General features: G+C 74.3%; 13 protein-coding genes. 7 read left to right on the forward strand and 6 right to left on the reverse strand.

Annotated features, from left to right (window positions below; genetic code table 11):
- Positions 1-25: 25 nt before the first annotated feature.
- The 3 genes from K7854_RS26650 to K7854_RS26660 all read right to left on the reverse strand — a co-directional run bounded on the left by K7854_RS26650 (position 26) and on the right by K7854_RS26660 (position 3605).
- A complete protein-coding gene (locus tag K7854_RS26650) occupies positions 26-1858 on the reverse strand; it encodes a glycoside hydrolase family 35 protein (RefSeq protein ID WP_345603557.1) in 1833 nt (610 codons plus the stop codon).
- Between the two features lie 112 nt (positions 1859-1970).
- Positions 1971-2777 carry an SDR family oxidoreductase gene (locus tag K7854_RS26655; RefSeq protein ID WP_226029081.1) on the reverse strand — a complete coding sequence of 269 codons (807 nt, stop codon included), beginning with the start codon at positions 2775-2777 and terminating at the stop codon, positions 1971-1973.
- Positions 2778-2849: 72 nt separating this feature from the next.
- Positions 2850-3605, reverse strand: coding sequence for an SDR family NAD(P)-dependent oxidoreductase (locus tag K7854_RS26660; protein WP_226029082.1), 756 nt, complete (start codon positions 3603-3605; stop codon positions 2850-2852).
- Positions 3606-3750: 145 nt separating this feature from the next.
- On the opposite strand from K7854_RS26660, the gene K7854_RS26665 reads away from it, so the two are divergent.
- From K7854_RS26665 to K7854_RS26675, 3 genes are all read left to right on the forward strand, one after another.
- Positions 3751-4224, forward strand: coding sequence for a MarR family winged helix-turn-helix transcriptional regulator (locus K7854_RS26665; RefSeq protein ID WP_226029083.1), 474 nt, complete (start codon positions 3751-3753; stop codon positions 4222-4224).
- Between the two features lie 108 nt (positions 4225-4332).
- Complete coding sequence (locus K7854_RS26670; protein ID WP_226029084.1) at positions 4333-5013, forward strand: response regulator transcription factor; 681 nt, start codon at positions 4333-4335, stop codon at positions 5011-5013.
- Positions 5010-6296 carry a sensor histidine kinase gene (locus K7854_RS26675; RefSeq protein WP_226029085.1) on the forward strand — a complete coding sequence of 429 codons (1287 nt, stop codon included), beginning with the start codon at positions 5010-5012 and terminating at the stop codon, positions 6294-6296. The genes K7854_RS26670 and K7854_RS26675 overlap by 4 nt, the downstream gene beginning before the upstream one ends.
- Here the strand turns inward: K7854_RS26675 and K7854_RS26680 are convergent.
- Positions 6277-7824, reverse strand: a complete 1548-nt coding sequence (locus tag K7854_RS26680) for an aromatic amino acid ammonia-lyase (RefSeq protein WP_226029086.1) — start codon at positions 7822-7824, stop codon at positions 6277-6279. The two genes, K7854_RS26675 and K7854_RS26680, sit on opposite strands and share 20 nt — an antisense overlap.
- A gap of 62 nt (positions 7825-7886) precedes the next feature.
- Between K7854_RS26680 and K7854_RS26685 the strand changes: the two genes are divergently transcribed.
- From K7854_RS26685 to K7854_RS26700, 4 genes are read left to right on the forward strand one after another with little or no spacing between them, the layout of a single operon-like run.
- On the forward strand, positions 7887-9470 hold the full coding sequence (locus K7854_RS26685; protein WP_226029087.1) for an NAD(P)-binding domain-containing protein: 1584 nt from the start codon (positions 7887-7889) through the stop codon (positions 9468-9470).
- A complete protein-coding gene (locus K7854_RS26690; protein WP_226029088.1) occupies positions 9467-10537 on the forward strand; it encodes an alpha-hydroxy acid oxidase in 1071 nt (356 codons plus the stop codon). The genes K7854_RS26685 and K7854_RS26690 overlap by 4 nt, the downstream gene beginning before the upstream one ends.
- Positions 10531-11937, forward strand: coding sequence for a cytochrome P450 (locus K7854_RS26695; RefSeq protein WP_226029089.1), 1407 nt, complete (start codon positions 10531-10533; stop codon positions 11935-11937). The genes K7854_RS26690 and K7854_RS26695 overlap by 7 nt, the downstream gene beginning before the upstream one ends.
- The gene (locus K7854_RS26700; protein ID WP_226029090.1) at positions 11934-13193 is read left to right on the forward strand and encodes a cation:proton antiporter; all 1260 of its coding nucleotides are present in this window, start codon (positions 11934-11936) and stop codon (positions 13191-13193) included. The genes K7854_RS26695 and K7854_RS26700 overlap by 4 nt, the downstream gene beginning before the upstream one ends.
- A gap of 456 nt (positions 13194-13649) precedes the next feature.
- Here K7854_RS26700 and K7854_RS26705 read toward each other — a convergent pair whose 3' ends face one another.
- A complete protein-coding gene (locus tag K7854_RS26705) occupies positions 13650-15113 on the reverse strand; it encodes a class I adenylate-forming enzyme family protein (protein WP_226029091.1) in 1464 nt (487 codons plus the stop codon).
- A gap of 187 nt (positions 15114-15300) precedes the next feature.
- On the reverse strand, positions 15301-16050 hold the full coding sequence (locus K7854_RS26710) for a lytic polysaccharide monooxygenase (RefSeq protein ID WP_226029092.1): 750 nt from the start codon (positions 16048-16050) through the stop codon (positions 15301-15303).
- Positions 16051-16194 lie beyond the last annotated feature (144 nt).

Below are 16194 nucleotides of genomic sequence, written 5' to 3' on the forward strand. Positions count from 1 at the left end.
GCCCGGCCGCCGTCGGCCCGGGGCCTCAGTCGAAGGTCTCGACGTATTCCTGGGGCGGACCGAGGTCGGGGCGCTCGCGCAGGGCGATCCGGTCGCCGAGGCGTTCCAGTTCCAGCACGGTCAGGGTGTTGTCGCCGGGGCGCAGGAGCGGGCCGGGCAGGTAGAGGGTGGTCTGCGGTCCGATCTCCCAGTAGCGTCCGAGCAGGGTGCCGTTGACCCACAGGAAGCCCTTGCCGAACCCGGGCAGCGCGACGAAGGTGTCCGCGGGTTCGGTCACGGACAGGACGGCGGTGGCGAACCCCGCCCGGCCGTCCGCGGGGCCCGCCGCCGCGGCGCGTTCGGTGTCCCGCGGCGTCCACGCGTCGAGCGGCAGCGCACGCACCGTCCAGCCGTGCACCAGCCGGCGCTCCACCCGGACGCCGCCGAGGATGCCCTTGCCCTGGCCGAGCAGCGGCCCGTAGTTGATCCGCCCCTGGTTCTCCACCAGCAGCGCCAGCCGGATCCGGGCTCCGGAACCGGACACGGTGAACGAGGCGTTCTCGCGGTCCAGTACGGCGACGGGTGCGTCGTCGACGAACACCTGGGCACGGTCGTGCAGACCCGTGACGGTCAGCTCGTGGTCACCCGGCGGCAGCAGCGGCTCGGCCTCGTACAGCACCAGGCCGGAGGCCAGGGACAGTTCCTCGAAGCTCAGCGGCAGCGGCGCGGCCACCGGTTCGGCCGCCGCGCGCAGCGCGCCGAGCAGGGCGGCCCGCGGGGTGACCGGCAGGTCGCGGGGGGCGAGCAGCGGCGGGTCGGCGGGCAGCGGGCGCGGGGGCGCGGCGCCGTCGAGCGCGGTCAGCCTCTCCCGCAGGGCGAAGAACTTCGGGGTCAGGGCACCGTTCTCGGCGACGGGGGCGTCCGAGTCGTAGCTGGTGACGGTCGGCCGGATACTGCCGTCCTCGTGGTTGGCGCCCGCCCACAGCCCGAAGTTGGTGCCGCCGTGCGCCATGTAGAGGCTCACGGAGCCGCCCTCGTCGAGGATGCCGCCGAGGTCCTCGGCCGCGCTCGCCGCCGACCGCACGTGGTGCTTCTCGCCCCAGTGGTCGAACCAGCCGTTCCAGAACTCGGCGCAGAAGAAGGGCTCGTCGGGGCGGCGCGAGCGCAGCAGCGCCGCGGCCTCGGCGGGGCGTGAACCGAAGGTCGCCGCCGCCAGCTCGCCGGGCAGTGCCCCGCCGTCCTGCATCAGCGGGGTCGGGCCGTCCGCGGTGTAGAGCAGTTCGGTGATGCCGCGGGCGACGAGGGCGTCGCGGATGTGGCGGACGTAGGAGTGGTCGTCGCCGTGGCTGCCGTACTCGTTCTCGATCTGCACGGCCACGACCGGTCCGCCCCGGGCGGCCTGGAGTTCCGCGACGCGGGGGATCAGCTCGTCGAACCACCGGCCGACCGCTTCGAGGAAGGGTCCGTGGGACGTGCGCAGCCGCATGCCGGGGGTCCCGGTCAGCCAGGCGGGCAGGCCGCCGTTGTCCCACTCGGCGCAGATGTACGGGCCCGGCCGGACGACCACGTCCAGCCCCTCGTCCTGGGCGAGCCGGACGAAGCGGGCCAGGTCGCGCGGGCCGTCGAAGCGGGTGTCGCCCTCGGTGCGTTCGTGGAAGTTCCACGGCACGTAGGTGTCGACCGTGTTCAGTCCGAGGGCGGCCAGCCGTCGCAGCCGGTCGGCCCAGTGTCCGGGGTGGACCCGGAAATAGTGCAGCGAGCCCGCCAGGATGCGGTGCGGGTGCCCGTCGCGCAGGAGGGCGCCGTCGGCGTAGGTGAGGGTGGATCGCTGCACGGGGCCTCCTTGACAGCGGTGGCGCGGGGAAACCGGACCGGCCATCGGTAGCTGTGACTATGGCAGATCATGTTATCGATGCCAATCGCCGTCGCAAGGGCAATTTATAGGCGACTGGCATCGATATCACCCCGCGGCCCGCCTCCCGCTCCGCCGGCTACCCCTGCGGCGTTCGCACCTTCGGCCAGTCCAGGGCGCGCAGATCGGCGTCCAGGCCTCCGTCGCAGTACATCACCGTGCCCACGCAGTAGCCCGACTTGGCGGACAGCAGGAAGAGGACCAGTTCCGCGACCTCCTCGGGAGTGCCGGCCCGGCCCGCGGGAACGGACCGGAGGAAGGCCTCGATGCCGGCGGCGATCCGCGGGTCCTTCCGGCCCGCCCGGGTCATCGGGGTGTCGATGAAGCCCGGGGCGATGGCGTTGAGGCGGATGCCGTCCGCGATGTAGTCGGAGGCACGGGTGCGGGTGTAGTAGGCGATCGCGGCCTTGGTGGCCGGGTAGGTGAGGACGCCGCCCTCGTCGGCCCGGGCGTCCGCGAGCGCCCGGGCCGCCTCCTCGTCGCCCGCCAGGCAGGTCTCGGCCAGCCCGGGGTCCCAGCCGGGCTGCGTGGTGACGGAGTTGGAGGAGGCGAGCACCACGGAGGACTCCCCCGCGGCGGCCAGCGCCGGCCGCAGTGCCTCCAGCAGCCGGACGGCACCGTAGTAGTTGACGGAGACGAGGAGGCTCGCGGGGCGTCCCGCGCCGCCCGAGATCCCGGCGAACGGCACGAAGCCGTCGAGCCGTCCCTCGCACAGCCGGGTGATCTCGGCCGCCGCGGCGGTCCGGCCCGCCGGGGTGCCGAGGTCGGCCTCCACCTCGGTGCCGCGCAGGTCGACGCCGATGACGCGGTGGCCCTGCGCGGTGAGCCGGTCGGCGATCGCAGCGCCCATGCCGGACGCGGCGCCGGTGACGGCGATGGTTCCCATGACGGTCTTCTCCTGGGGGTTCTCGGTGAGGGGGGAGCGGGTGAGGGGTGGCGCGGGATGGTGCGCCCCGGTTCAGCGGAGCTTCACCGCGCCGCCGTCGGCCATGACGGTCTGCCCGGTCATGTACCGCGCGTCGTCCCCGGCCAGGAAGGCGACGACCGGCGCGACATCGCGGTCCGGGTCGCCGAAGCGGCCCAGCGGCACGGAGGCGGCGGACTGCGCGTACTGCTCGGGGCGGGCCTCGGCCCACTGGGCCACCCCGGCGGTCAGGGCCATGGGGCAGACCACGTTGACGCGGATGCCGTACCGGGCCCACTCGTTGGCGGCCACCCGGCTCAGGCCGCGGATCGCCTCCTTCGCCGCGGCGTAGGAGGCCTGGTTCGGCTGGCCGTTGAGCCCGGCGCCGGAGCCGAAGTTGATGACGGAGGCGTTCTGGGCCCGCTTCAGTTCGGGCAGTGCGGCGAGCATGAAGTTGCGGGTCGCGTACAGACCGGTGTCCATGGCGAGGTTCCAGTCGTCGTCCGTCTGCTCCTCGAACGGCTTCTGCCGCGACACGCTGGCGTTGTTCACCAGCACGTCGAGCGACCCGAACCGCTCGACGGCGGTGGCCACGGCCGTGTCGGCGACCTTCCGGTCGGTGACGTCGCCCCGGAGGAAGACCACGGCGTCGCCGAGTTCGGCGGCGATGCGCCGCCCGGCCTCCTCCTGCAGGTCGACCACGACGACCCGGGCGCCGCGCTCGACGAAGACCCTGGTGACGGCGCCGCCGATCCCGGAGGCACCCCCGGTGACGATGGCGGTCCTGCCCTGGAGTGTGCGTGCGTTCATGATGCCGACCGTTCCTTCCGTGGCTACGATGTGCATGTTACATACACATGCCTCGGCAACGGAAACGCCCCGGGGCGGGCGGAGGGGGCGGCACCCGGCCGTGGACACTGGTGGGGCGAATCCGGAGCAAGGGAGCAGGGGACACATGACGGAGCCGAGCGGGCAGGAGCGCCGCCTGAACGACCTGGAACGCGAGCTGACCCTGCTGTCGAGGCACTTCATCGCGTCCCGCGGCCCGCGCATCGGCCAGAGCCTCGACCGGTCGGCCTATGTGCTGCTCACCCGCCTGGAGACCGGCGACCCCCTCACGCTCAAGGAGCTGGCCCACACCTTCCAGGCCGACGTGTCGACCATCAACCGGCAGATGAGCACCATGCTCCGGCACGGCCTGGTCGAGCGCATCGAGGCGACCACGAAGGGAGGCGCCCGCACCTTCCGGCCCACCCCGCTCGGCCTGGAGCGGCTGGCGGCCGACCGGGCCATCAGCCGGGCGGGGGCCGCGCGACTGATCGAGGCGGCGGGCTGGGACGAGGAGCGCACCCAGCAGTTCCTCACCCTGATGGTCGAGTTCAACCACGGCATCGAGGAGCTGGAGGGCCGCGCCTGGAACCCCTCCTGAACCCACCGGCCACCTCCTGTCCACTCGCCCGCCACCGCTCTCCCGTCCCGGGAACTTCCTTGTGCCGCAGGGGCGTTGAGGCCGATGCGGGGCTGAAGAGGAGTGGACATGACACAGGAGCTCGCGCGGGACCCGTGGCGGCTGCTGCTGATAGAGGACGACCGGGAACTGGTCGTGATGCTTTCCGACGTGCTGCGCGACGAGGGCTACGCCGTCGATGTCGCGACCGACGGGCAGCAAGGTCTGCACCTGGGTCTCACCCGGCGGTACGACGTCTTCGTCGTCGACCGGCGGCTGCCGGTGCTGGACGGCCTGGACCTGCTGGGCCGGCTGCGCAACCGCGCGGTCCGCACACCGGCGCTGATGCTGACCGCGATGGGCACCGTGCACGACCGGGTCGACGGCCTGGACGCCGGTGCCGACGACTATCTGGTGAAGCCGTTCGAGCTGGACGAGCTGGGGGCCAGACTGCGGGCGCTGTGCCGGCGTTCGCTGGCGGGCAGCGACGTCCTGCGGATCGGTTCGGGGCGCCTGCACGTCGGCCTGCGCGAGGTCGAGCAGGCGGACGGCGAGCGGATCGCGCTCGCCGCGCGGGAGTTCGCCCTGCTGTGGGTGCTCGCCTCGCACCCCGACGCCGTCCACACCCGCGCGGAGCTGCGCCGGCTGGTGTTCCAGGAGGCACCGGCCTCCTCCATCGTCGACACCTACGTCTACTACCTGCGCCGCAAACTCGGCCGGCAGGTGGTGCGCACCGTGCACGGACTGGGCTACCGGCTGGGGGCGTTGTGAGCGCGTCGGCGTCCGGGGAACGGGCGGCGGTCCGCCGGGCCCGGCTGCGCATCGCCGTGCTGACCGGCGCGATCATCACCCTGCTGGTCACCGTCGTCGGCGGGGTCGCCGACACCGTCATGACGCGGGCGCAGAGCGACCAGGTGTGGCGGGAGCTGCGCTACGGCGCGGAGCGCGGCGACCTGTCCAGTCCGCCGGTGTGCACCTGGCTGTTCGCGCGCGGCTCGACCCCGCTGGCCAACGCCCCGGCGGGCTTCCCCGTGCAGAGCGACATGCGGCGGGTGCGCCGGACCCACGAGGCGGTGGAACGCACCGTGCGCCGCGACGACACCCAGTACCTGGTGCGTACCCAGGTCAGGCCGGACGGGCAGGTCGTGCAGGCGGTGTTCGACCTGCGCTTCCAGCTGGCCGACCGCCAGCACCTGTGGTTCGCGCTGGGGGTCGCCGAGGTGGTGGGCCTGCTGGCCGCGGCCGCCACCGGAGTGGTCCTCGGGCGGCTCGCCGTGTCCCCGCTGGCGGAGGCGCTCACCCGGCAGCGCCGGTTCGTCACGGACGCCAGCCACGAGCTGCGCACCCCGGTCACCCAGGCGTACACGCGGGCGCAGCTGCTGGCCCGGCAGGCGACGGCCCAGGACCTGCCCGCCCGGCACCGGGAGGGGCTGACGCGGCTGGTCGGCTCGGTCGGCCGGCTCGGAGAGGTGCTGGACGACCTGCTGCTGTCCGCGAGTCTGGCGGCGGGCCCGGCCCGGCCGGCGGACCACCGGCCGGTCGATCTGGTGGCCCTGGCCCGTGCGGTGGTCGCGGAGGAGGCGGACCGGGTGCGCGACGGCCGGCTCACCGTCGTCGTGGACGGTCCGCCGCACCCCCTGTTCGTCGACGGTGTCGAGTCGGCGCTGCGCCGGGCCGTCGGAGAGCTGCTGTCCAACGCCGTCGGCCACACCCCGCCGGGCGGGCGGATCGAGGTCGCCCTGACCCGGACCCGCGGCGCGGTCACACTGACCGTCGCGAACACCGGGAAGGGCTTCGACCCGGCGGAGGCGGAACGCCTCTTCGAACGGTTCCACCGGGGCGGGTCCACCGGCCGGTACGGGCTGGGGCTCGCGCTGCTGCGGGAGGTCGTCACCCACCACGGTGGGACGGTCACCGCGACCGGACACCCCGGGCACGGCGCCCGGTTCACCATCCGGCTCCCGCCGGGCGGCACCCCGGCCGTGACCGTCGGGCCGCCCGGCGGCCGGGCGCCCCGTCTCGTACCGCGCCGGGTCAAGGCCGGGCGTACCTGACCAGCAGGCGGACGGCGGTGCGGACGTCCGAGTCCAGCGGGCGGTCCGGGTCCACCGGAGGGATCGCGTCGGCGAGGGCGTCCAGGAGTTCACCGCACCGGGGTGCGGTGGGGCGGCGGGCTCCGACGTGGGCGGCCTGGCGCAGGCCGAGGGCGAGCGATCCGCACAGCAGGCCGAGCAGTTCGGCCATGTCGTGGGCGCGCAGGGCCGCCTGTGTGCCGAAGGGCACCACGTCCTGGTTGTGCAGGTTGGTCGGCAGGCTCTGCATGCCGGCCGGGGTCGCGGCCCGGCGGATCTCCGCCACGAACGCGGTGGTGGCCAGCTGCACGCCCTGCAGACCGTGCTGCGCTCCGGGCTCGGTGGCGAGCATCGGCGGCAGCCCGCCGTTGCGGGCCGGGTCCACCAGGAGGTCGAGCTGCCGTTCGGCGAGGTTGCCGAGCTGCGCGGTGACGGAGGCCAGCAGGTCGGCGGCGAACGCGGCGGGCTGCCCGAAGAAGTTCCCGCCGTGCACGACCTTCCCCTCCCCCGCCCCCTCGGTGCCGGTGCCGAGCCCGGCGTCGGGGCCGGTGCCGGGGAAGAACAGCGGGTTGTCGCTGATCCCGCCGAGGTCGGCGGCGACGACACCGTCGACGTGGCGCAGCGCGTCCTCGGCGGCGCCGAGCAGCTGCGGGGCGCAGCGGATGCTGTACGGCTCCTGCAGCGGCCGGGTGCCCGAGGGCGCCCCGCCCGCCAGGGCCTGCCGCATCCGGCCGCCCACGTCGACGGCGCCGGGGTGGCCGTAGGCCCGCAGCAGGTCGGCGTCGAGGAAGCCGGTGTCGCAGCCGAGGAGGTCGGTCAGCAGGCAGCTGAGCGCGGTGAGCGAGCGGTGCGCGGCGCGCACGGAGTCGAGGGCCAGCGCGGTGGCCGCGGTGGTGACGGAGGTGCCGTTGACCAGGGCGAGCGCATCGCGTCCGTCGAGGACGAGGGGGCGCAGTCCGGCCGCGGTCAGCGCCTCGCCGGCCGGCATCCGGTCGCCGTCCAGGTAGGCGTGGCCGCGGCCGCGCAGGGCCTGGGTGGCGTAGGCGAGCGGGATGAGGTCGCCGCTCGCGCCGACGGAGCCGTAGCGGGGGACGGCGGGCGCGAAGGTGGTGGCGAACATCGCGGCGAGCCGGTCGACCACCTCGGCCGACACGCCCGAGAACCCCTGGGCGAGGGAGCGGGTGCGCAGCAGCAGGGCGGCTCGGACGATCCCGGGCGCGAGGTCCGGTCCCTGGCCCGCGCCGAGGTGCGCCAGGGTGTTGTCGCACTGGTCGGCGTCGTCGGTGCGGCCGGCGTAGCCGACGAGGGCGCCGAAGCCGGTGTCGGCGCCGTAGATCCGGCGGTCCGCGCCGCCGGGTCCGTGCCGCAGCGCGTGGAAGAGACGGCGTCCGCGTTCGACGCGGGCGCGGGCCTCCTCGTCCACCGTGACGGTGAGCGGGTGCGCCGCGCGGCGCAGGGCGGCGGCGTCCAGGGGGCCGGAGAGCGGGACGGTGTCCGTGGAGGTCAGCACACCGGGGAACGTAGGCCGCGGATCTCAGAGCGCTCTGAAATCCCGTGGCTACCTTCCGTGCCATGAGCCCTGAATGCCATGACTACCTCATCGTCGGAGCGGGCCCGGCCGGCCTGCAGCTCGCCTCCTTCCTGGAGCGGGACGGCGCGGACTACGTCGTCCTGGAGCGCGGCAGCGTTCCGGGCGCGTTCTTCACGCGCTTCCCGCGCCACCGCTACCTGATCTCGAACAACAAGGTGCACACCGGGTACGACGATCCGGAGCTGCGGCTGCGGATGGACTGGAACTCACTGCTGAGCGACGACCCGGAGCTGGTGTTCACCCGGTACAGCCCGCGCTACTTCCCGCCCGCCGACGACCTGGTGCGCTACCTGGCGGACTTCGCCGACCGGACCGGGGTGCGGGTGCGCTACGACACCGCCGTACGGCACGTCACCCGCGACGCCGAGGGGTTCACCGTCACCGACGACGCCGGGACGCGGTGGCGGGCCAGGCACCTGGTGGTCGCCACCGGCATGCCGCTGCCGAACCTGCCGTCGGTCCCGGGCGTCGAACTGGCCGAGCGCTACGACACCATCGACACCGACCCGGCGGCGTACACGGATCAGCGGGTGCTGATCATCGGGCGGGGCAACTCGGCGTTCGAGACCGCCGAGAACCTGATGGAGAACGCGGCGGTCATCCACGTGGCCGGCTCGGGCTCGCTGCGCATGGCCTGGCGCACGCACTACGTGGGTCATCTGCGGGCGGTCTACAACAACTTCCTGGACAGCTACCAGCTCAAGTCGCAGAACGCCCTCCTGGACGGCCGGGTGCTCGACATCCGGCGGGACGCCGACGGCTACCGGGTCCAGTTCGCCTTCGAACGCAACGAGGACGTGGTCAAGGACCTGCGCTACGACCGGGTGATCGTGGCGACCGGGTTCCGCTGCGACGTCTCGCTCTTCGACGAGACCTGCACGCCGGACCTGATGGTCGACGGCCGCTTCCCGGAGCTGACGCCCCTGAGCGAGTCGGTCAACGTGCCCGGCCTGTACTTCGCCGGGACGCTGATGCAGGGCCGGGACTTCCGGAAGGCCACGACCGGTTTCATCCACGGCTTCCGCTACATGGTGCGGGCCCTGTACCGGGGACTGCGGCAGCGCCACCACCAGGAGCCGTGGCCCGCCACTGAGTTGGGGGACGCCACGGAGCGGGCCGTGGACGCCGTGATCGGCCGGGTCAACCGGTCGTCGGCCCTGTGGCAGCAGTTCGCCGTCCTCGGCGACCTGCTCACCCTCGCCCCGGACGGCACCATGCGCTACGCCGAGGAGGTCCCGGTCGCCCATGTGCCGGGCGCCGTCGCCGCCGGGGACTTCGGGGACGTCGAGGCGCACGCCGTGATCACCCTGGAGTACGGCAAGGACCACGACCTCGTCGACCCCTTCGACGTGAGTGCGGGCCGCGGGTCGCAGTACGACGTCTCCGGACTGGACGGCCGCTATCTGCACCCGGTGGTGCGCTGGTACCGGCAGGGCGCGTTCGTCGCCGAGCACCACCTCGCGTCGAACCTGGAGAACGAGTGGGACAGCGAGGAGTACCACCGTGCCCCGCTGCGGGCGTTCCTCGCCGCCCGGCGCGACGCGGTGGCCCCGGTGGCGCCGTGACCCTCCGCGAACTGCACGACGCGGCGCGCGCGGCGCTCGACCCCGTCCACTACGACTACGTGGCGGGCGGCGCGGGCGAGGAGCGCGCCCTGGCGGCCAACGGCCGGGCGTTCGACCGGTACGCGCTGCTGCCCCGGGTGCTGCGCGGCGCCGAGCGCCGGGACACCGGCGTCGACCTGCCGGGCGCCCGGCGGGCGGCGCCGGTGGTGGTCGCGCCGACCGCCTTCCACCGGCTGCTGCACCCGGACGGCGAGCGGGCCACGGCGCGTGCCGCCGCGGCCGAGGGCGCCGTCCTGGTGACCGGCGTCGCCGCGACGACGGCGGTGCCGGCCGTCGTCGCGGCGGCCCGCGAGGCGGCCGCGGACCCGGCGGTGTGGTTCCTGCTGTACCCGCACCCGCGCCGGGAGGTCACCGAGGCGCTGGTGCGGCGGGCCGAGGAGGCCGGCTGTTCGGCGCTGGTCGTCACCGCCGACTCGCCGCTCTTCGGCCGGCGCACCCGGGACCTGCGCAACGGCTTCGACGACCTGCCGCCCGGATACGCCGCGGAGAACATGCGCGACCTGCCGGGCGCCCCGCCGGGCGCCCTCACCGACATCCCGATGCACCCGGCGGCGTCCTGGCGGGACTTCGCCGAGACGGTGGGCATGACCACGCTGCCCGTGTGGATCAAGGGGGTGCTCCACCCGGCGGACGCGCGGCTGGCCGTCGACCACGGCGCGGCGGGTGTGATCGTGTCCAATCACGGGGGCCGCCAGTGCGACACCGCCGCGGCGTCCGTGGACTGCCTGCCCGCGGTCGTCGAGGCGGTCGCCGGCGCGGTGCCGGTCCTCCTGGACGGCGGGGTGCGCCGGGGCGGTGACGTGGCCGTCGCGCTCGCGCTGGGCGCGGCGGCCGTCGGCGTGGGACGCCCCGTGCTGTGGGGGCTGGCGGCCGAGGGCGAGACGGGCGTCCGCGAGGTGCTGCGCACGCTGCTCGACGAGTACGACCACACGCTCGCCCTGTGCGGCGGGCGCCGCAACGCCGATCTGAGCGCCGACATGGTCGTCCGCGGGGACGCGGCATGGTGAGCGGCACCCGGCGGCCCGCCTCGTGGTGGCTGCCGCGCACGGTGGTGGCGTTGCGCGTGCGCGTCTTCGAGAAGGTCAACGGGGACCGGGTGGTGACCCTGCCCAACGCCACCCACGGGCCGGAGGTGTTCGAGCGGGTGTACGCCCATCCCGCCGCGAACGGCCGGAGCGCGGGCGCGGGCCTGTCCGACCTGTTCTGGTACTGGCTCGCGCCGGGTCCCGAGGTGCACCAGGAGCACCTGGAGCCCGGAGCGCGCTACGACGAGGTCGCCGCCACCACACGCCGCATCCTCGCGGGTTCCTCCGCCGCACTCGCCGAGGCGGCCGGGCGGGCCGTCGCGGACGTACTGGACACGCTGCCCGGCACGCGCATCAGCCTGGTGCGGCTGCGCGACCTGCTGATGCCGGCGTGGGCGGCCTTCGCCTACGAGCTGGTCTTCCGCCGGCCGTGCCCGCCGCACGCCCGGGACCTGATCACCGCGCACGCCGACGACGTGATCAGCGCCCTGAAGTGCACCGGGCTGCGGCACCCGCGCCGCCGGGCGCGGCTGACGGCGTACCTGCGCGAGCGGATCGCCGCCGGTGAGGTGCCGCACCGGCTGCCGGCCTCCCTGACGCCCGCCGAGCAGGCGCTGTATCTGCAGGGGACGTTCTTCAACACGGCGGTCGTCCAGCTGTCGGAGGCGACCGCACACGTCCTGCTCGCCCTGGCCCGTCATCCGCGGGTGCAGCGCCGCCTGTGGGAACGCCCGGACGACGACCGGTACCTCGCACGGGTGATCGACGAAACACTGCGGCTGTACCCGCTGTTCGGGATCGCCCACCGCATCACCACGGACGAGGTGCCGCTCGACGACACGACGGTGCTGCCGGCCGGGTCCGTCGTGTGCTTCAGCTACCCCGACTACCAGGCCACCGGCCATGAACGGCCCGACGAGTTCGATCCGGACCGCTGGTCGGAGCCCGCGGCCAGGAAGGTCCGGTACATCCCGTTCGGGGTCGCGGCGAACCGTCCCTGCCCCGCGTGGCGGGTGTCCCCGATCGTGCTGCGCGTCGCGGTGCGCGAGGTGCTGCGCCGCTTCCGGCTCGACTCGACGGCCTCGCACACCCGATCCAACCCGCACCGCGCGCCCTGTCTGCTGATCCCCCGCGGACTGTCCCCCGGCCGGCGCCGGCTGGAGACCATGCGCCGGTTCGTCCGGCTGCGCGACGGCGTGGAGGACGTCACCCGGGGCGTGCGGCAGCTGGTGCTCGGCACGGTCATGGTGCTGCACGCCCGTCGGCTGCGCCTGGCGGCCCGGTACTTCGACGAACCGGGCCCCGGACGCTGTCCGGTGGCCCACCACGGGGGGAGCCATGGGAGCAACGAGACCACGGAGAACAAGGAGAGCAACGGATGAGTACCACGGAGCTGGGCCCCGCGTTCTTCCTCTCGGTCGTCGTGATCCTCGCGGTGTGCCGCGTCGTCAGCCGACTGGTGCAGACGGTCGGACAGCCGCCCGTCGTCGGTGAGATGCTCGCGGGCGTGGTGCTGGGCCCCTCGGTGCTGGGCGCCCTGCTGCCCGGCGTCGAGTCGGCGCTCTTCCCCACGGAACTGCGGCCGGTGCTCTACGTGGTGGGGCAGATCGGGCTCGTGGCGTTCATGTTCCACGTCGGCTGGGACTTCCGCGCGGACCGGCTCCGCGGTGTGGCCCGGTCGGCCGGGCTGGTGTCGGCGGCCGGGCTGGTGGTGCCGACGGTGCTCGGAGTCGCGCTCATCGCCGCCGTCGGCGAACGCACGGGTGCGCTCGCCCCGGACGTGTCGCTGACGGTGTCCGGGCTGTTCGTCGGTGTCGCGCTGGCGGTGACGGCGTTCCCGATGCTGGCCAGGATCATCGCCGAACGGAACCTGGCGAAGACCCGGTTCGGCGCCCTGTCCCTGGGGGCCGGGGCGGTCGACGACGCGGCGGCCTGGGTCCTGCTGGCCGGGGTCTTCGGCATCGCGGGCGGCAGCGCCGGGAAGGTCTCGGTGGCCGTCGCCGGGGGCCTCGGCCTGATCGCGGTGCTGGCCGTGGGCGTACGGCTGCGCGGCCGTACGACGCTGCTCGCCGAGCGTGCCGGCGCCGACCAGCTCCTGCTCGCCCTGGTCGGCGTGCTGTTCCTGGTCGCCTGGTACACCGACGTGATCGGGCTGTACGCGGTGTTCGGCGCGTTCAGCCTCGGCGTCGTCTTCCCCCGCTCGGCCCGGCTCGACGACACGGTGCGGACCCTCAAGCCGGTGGGGGCGGTCTTCGTGCCGCTGTTCTTCACCTACTCGGGGCTGAACACCGACTTCACCCTGCTGGGTTCGGGTCCGGTCCTGCTCTTCACCGCGGGGTGCGTGGCGGTCGCGGTCGTCGGCAAGTTCGGCGCCTGCTGGCTCGCGGCACGCATCGCGGGCGAGCCCGGCCCGGTCGCGCTGCGGGTGGGCGCGCTGATGAACGCGCGCGGCCTGATGCAGCTGATCGCCCTCAACCTGGGCTTGGCGGCGGGCATCGTGACACAGGCGATGTTCAGCGCCCTGGTGGTCGTCGCCATCACGACGACGGTCATGGCGACCCCGCTGCTGGCCCTGCTGGACCGCCGCGACCGGGCACGCGCGGGCCGCCCACGGGAGGCCGTCGCGGTGGGTCAGTGAACCGGCGCCTCCTGTGCCCGTCCCCGCCGAACCGCCGGGTCGCCACCCGCCTGAGGGTGCCGACCCGGCGGGACGGCCCGTCGTGACGTCGATCTGCCGGGGGCGGCCCGCCGGGGGGGGCTGCACCCGGGGGGACCGCCGTGGAGGGGGCGACCGCCCGCCGGAGGGAGTCCGCCGTGGAGGGAGCGGCCCGGCCCTGGGGGCGGCCCGCCGAGTGGGGGTCCCTGGGTGCGCGACCCAGGGTGGGCCCGCCATCGGAAGCCGTCCTCCGTGGGCCCCGTAGAGAAGGCAATCCTGAGGGGGTAGCCCGGCGGGGGCCGACCCGCCAGTGGGGGCGGCCCGCGGTGGCGGGGGCAATCCTGGGGAGCGACCCGCCGAACAGGGGCCCCGCCGTCGGGGACGGCGGGGGGCGGCCCCGGTGGGGCGCCCCGCCCGGAGGGGAGGTGGCGTGCCTTCTCAACTCCCGGACGTCAGCCGCCGCTTGTCCGGCTTCCCGGCCGCGGTGAGCGGCACCTCGTCGATGAGGGTGAGGCGGGTCGGCGCGCAGGCCTCGCCCAACCGGGCCGTCACCAGCGCGCGCAGCTCGTCGAGGGCGGGCACCCGACCGGCCGTGGGGACGACGAAGGCGTGCACGGCCTCCCCCGTGGCATCGTCGGGGACGGCGACGACGTACGCCTCGGTCACCGCCGGGTGACGGGCGAGCAGCCGCTCGACGGGGCCGGTGTAGTACACGTTGGCATCGACGATGACCACGTCCCGGGTCCGCCCCGAGAGCCACAGCCGCCCCTGGGCGTCAAGGCTCCCGAGGTCGCGCGTGCGGACCCAGCCGTCCACGAACACCTCGTCCCCGAGCCCGGATTGGCCCCAGTACCCGGAACCCTGCGACGGCGTACGGACGAAGATCTCCCCCTCGGTGCCGGCCGGGACCGGGCGGCCGGAGGGATCCCAGACCTCCAGGTCGACGGGCGGCACACCGAGCGAGCCGGGCGGATCGGCGGGCGTGGCCATGGAGATCATGCCGGTCTCGGTCTGTCCGTACCCGTGGAAGACGACCGGGCCGAGCACCTCCGCCGCCGCCCGCGCCCGGCCCGGTTCCAGCGGTGAGCCGGAGACCATGAGCGCGCGCAGGGTGCCGAGGTCGGCGGGCGCCGAGCGCAGGCCCGTCACCAGCCGGTTCAGCCGCCCGACCGTGATGACGCTCGCGGTCGCCCGGTGGCGCACGAGGGCCCCGGGGAGGTCCGGCGGGTCGGCCGCGACCAGGACGCCCCCGGCGGCGAGCGCGAGCAGGCCGTATTCGAGCATCACCTGGCTGGCCAGGGTGCCGAAGACGAGGAACCTGTCCAGCCGGCCCGCCAGTTCCCGGACCGCGGGCGGCCAGTCCTCGGGGCGCAGCGCCCAGGCCGCGGTCATCGCCGCGTACGTCTGGACGCAGGCCTTGGGCACACCGGTACTGCCGCTGGTGTGGATGAGCCGGGCGACGTCCTGCGGGCGGCCCGAGACGCGGGGCCGCGTACCGTCGTCCGGCGTCGCAAGCAGCTCGTCGAGCTGGAGGACGACGCCCGTCGGCCGGGCGTCCGCTCCGTCCGGTCCGCCGGCCCGGTCCGTGATCGCGACCGTGACCTCGGCGTCGCGCAGGAGGGCCGCCTGCTGGTGGTCCGTCATGCCGGGCCGCACCCCGACCACCCGGGCTCCGACCGTGTAGGCGGCGATGACGGCGGCGAACGCCTCGGGGCCGACGCCGAGCAGCAGGGCGACGGGGTGGCCCGGCCCGAGGCCGTGCCGCCGCAGGGCGGCAGCCACCCGCCGGGTCATGCCGAGCAGTTGCCGCCCGCTCACCTCCCGGCCGTCGTGCTCGAAGACGGTGCGGTCGCCCGCCGCGTCGAGGAGATCGAGGACTGCACCGGGAAACTGTTCCGTCATGGCGCTCCTTCACGAGACCGGTCGATCGCACACCACCGGCCGGACGCTAACGGCGCGTTATCAGAAGGCTCTGAGATGCGTACCGGCCAGGACCGGCCTGGGGGCGGCGCGAGCCGACGCACGCTTCCTTCCGGTGCGTACGCCGGCCGGTCGCCCCCGGTACGGCGGCATCAGCCGGTACGGCGCTTCAGCAGGCGCCGAGGTCCTCCCAGACGCCCCATTCGCCGGTGGTGCCGGGCTCCTCCCCGGTCACCCACCACTTGGCGCGCCAGGTGTGACCGTCGTGGGAGACGGTCTCGCCGCCGTTGTAGACACTCCCGGCGCTCCAGGCCGCCGCGACGCAGTCGCCCGGCTGGTCGCCGCCACCGTCGTCACCGCCTCCGTCGTCGCCACCGCCGTCGTCCCCGCCACCGTCGTCACCACCGCCGATGTTGACGTCGATGCAGGCGTAGAAGGCGTTGGCGGTGTCCGCGATGTTCCAGACCGCGAGCACCTTCTGCCGCCCGCTGAACCCGCCGAAGTCCAGCTGGTGGCTGACCGATGCGGGCGGCAGCGCGCCGTGCCCGTCGAACTGGGCGATCTTCTGGTCGCCGATGAAGTACTGCCAGTTGCTGGTGGCGTGCCGCGCCTCGATGGTCCAGGTGAAGGTGTGGGTGGTGCCGATCGGGGTGACCCGCCAGCCCTTGCTGTCGTCGTCCAGGTCGGCCCAACGGGCGTCTCCGCCGCTGCAGTTGCGCAGCCCCTTCGGGCCCTCGACGCTCGCCGGTTCCCACTTGATCTGTCCGCACTGCACCACGCGGTTGGCGCACTGGTCCTGCCGGCTCCCCGGCGAGACCACCCAGCCGTGGGCGCTCGCCGTCGGCGCCGGCAGACTCAGGGCCACCACGGGAGCGACCAGCGCACCCACGGCCGCCGCCAGCTTTCTTTTCATGCGCATGACATCACTTTTCCCTTCGGTCCACGTCGAATCAGCCTGCCCCGGCTCACGACGTTGCCGATCAGGCAACCCCGCAGCGCAGGTCTAGACCTACGCGTGCAGGTCTAGACCTTAGCGAAGGGCGGGGTCTCGTCAAGGGGTCGC

The sequence above is a fragment of the Streptomyces hyderabadensis genome (assembly GCF_020404845.1).
In the GTDB taxonomy this organism is placed as follows: Bacteria; Actinomycetota; Actinomycetes; order Streptomycetales; family Streptomycetaceae; genus Streptomyces; species Streptomyces hyderabadensis.